Source organism: Pseudomonadales bacterium (assembly GCA_013215025.1).
Lineage (GTDB): Bacteria > Pseudomonadota > Gammaproteobacteria > Pseudomonadales > DT-91 > DT-91.
In genome coordinates, this window is sequence record JABSRR010000293.1 from 1 (window position 1) to 2,108 (window position 2,108).

The window sequence follows — 2,108 nt, forward strand, 5'->3', positions numbered from 1 at the left end:
AATGCTTAGGCCAACAAAAACCGCAACTAGCACTAACTGTAACAGCCCCATGCCCATCGACCGCTTAGCAGGAGAGGCAAGAGCAGACTCGCTAGTTTCGGCTAAGGCGCTGTCATTGTAGCTGATAGTCATGAGTTGGTAGCTGTTTGTTATGGCTTTGTTGGCAATAGCATTTTAAGTTAAAAGATATCTTGGTTACGCATAACACATATACAAAGACTATACGTTTAAATGTCTATAAAACACAGCACACTCAACATTTACTGCGAATAATATCACTTAATCCCTCGATAAAACGCTCATGGTCATTGCAGCTTGGCACTAACTGCACAATGTCACCGCCATGTTCGTTGAAGATCTCTTGGTACTCGTCGCCTATTTCAATGACGGTTTCTAAACAGTCTGCAACAAAGGCGGGGCTAAATACCAAGAGTTTTTTAGCGCCTTGCTTGGCTTGCTGTTCAACCACTTCGTCGGAAAACGGCGTCAGCCATTTTTTATCTAATCGGGATTGAAAGCACACGGTGTAATCATCTTCAGTAAGCCCCAGCCGTTCCGCCAGTAGGCGTGTGGTAGCGTAGCTAGTTGCCTTATAGCACAGCTGATTTTGCGCATTCAGCTCGGTTTCACAGGGTTGATCACTGCATAAATCGCTATCAGGATAAACCTTATCGACATGGCGTTCGGGTAAACCGTGGTATGAAAATAGAATATGATCATAGTCTTCAAGCGTAAACTGACTGGCACGGTCAATAATCGAGTCGATATAGCCGGGATTATCCCAAAACTGATTGATAATGCTGATCTGAGGTATGGCCCACCATTGACTAATCAGCTTGCTGGCTAACTCAATCGCTGAGCCAGAGGAGGCACTGGCATATTGAGGAAATAAAGGCAGCAAAATGATGTGTTGATACTGTCGATCTCGCATGTCGGCAATTACGTCTTTCAGCGATGGATTCTGGTAGCGCATGGCCATGTAGACGTCAATGTCGTCGCCTAAGCGAGCTTGCAATTTTTCCTGCACTGACTGCGTATGAGTGAGCAAGGGCGACTTGCCATCACTTTGATCCCAGAGTTCTTGATAGATTTTGGCCGACTTTGGGGCGCGAAACGGCACAATGATGCCGTTCACCAATAGCATTCTGGCTAACCAAGGTAGGTCAATAACTCTGGGGTCATTTAAAAATTCTTTCAGGTAACGACGAACGTCACTGGTTTTTGGACTATCTGGGGTGCCGAGTTGAATCAAAAGTACAGCAGTGTGGCTTGGCATAGAAAACCTTAGCAAATATGTGCAAATCAGAAAGGTGGGCAATAAGAGCGTTAGATTATAAACATAAATTAACGCCAGTTTTAACTAGCAATTATTACGTTAATCAGCTTTGAAAAGTTTATCCGGCTTGTATAAGCTAGGCTATGCTTGCAAAACTCGACAGATAATTATCACTAGCCAATTCTTGGTATCGAATGCTTGAGTATTTACTATGGATCAAAATGATGACTCATACATTGCTGAATATGATGAGCTTTTGCACAAGCTCTATTTGGCGATTGAAGGCAAAGGTTTTGATCAATTTTTGCTCACAATTCGAGAAACATTAGGTTTGGCCTCGGCCTGTCTTGGTGTAATAGATCAAGCAAAAAAGAAGACGCTTTATGGATTTGCCTCAGGCTACCCTAAAGGGGTTTTGCCGCTGATTATCAAATCCAACGGTTTTGTTCGTGAAGATGGCGTTGTGCGCGCCTTTGCCAAAGGGCCGAGCTGTCTATTTAGTTACTCAGAAGGTAATCCAAACTATAATATATTAACGGGACTGTCGTTTTTTACGCAAAAATGGGTCAAAGCCAGCGGTATTATTGATGCTGCTGTCATAAGCTTTATGCTTAACCCAAGGCTAAGAGTAGTATTGATTTTTAATCGTCATCGACATTCAGGCCTGATAGCTCAACAAGAGCTAGAGCTTTTAACTCGTCTTAAGCCTCATATAGAGCAGGCATGTCTATTGTATGACCGAGCCTGTAGGCATCAAAAAAATATTGCCAATATTCAGCAGCTGGTTAATCATCTTGATTACCCTGTGGCGATTTTTTCTCCACTGAACGAC

General features: G+C 43.2%; 2 protein-coding genes. One reads left to right on the forward strand and one right to left on the reverse strand.

The window, feature by feature from the left end; all coding sequences use genetic code 11:
* Positions 1 to 253: 253 nt before the first annotated feature.
* On the reverse strand, positions 254 to 1,276 hold the full coding sequence (gene hemH / locus HRU21_13030; GenBank protein NRA43212.1) for a ferrochelatase: 1,023 nt from the start codon (positions 1,274 to 1,276) through the stop codon (positions 254 to 256).
* Positions 1,277 to 1,487: 211 nt separating this feature from the next.
* On the opposite strand from hemH, the gene HRU21_13035 reads away from it, so the two are divergent.
* A partial coding sequence (locus HRU21_13035) for a hypothetical protein (GenBank protein ID NRA43213.1) occupies positions 1,488 to 2,108 on the forward strand: 621 nt, incomplete at its 3' end.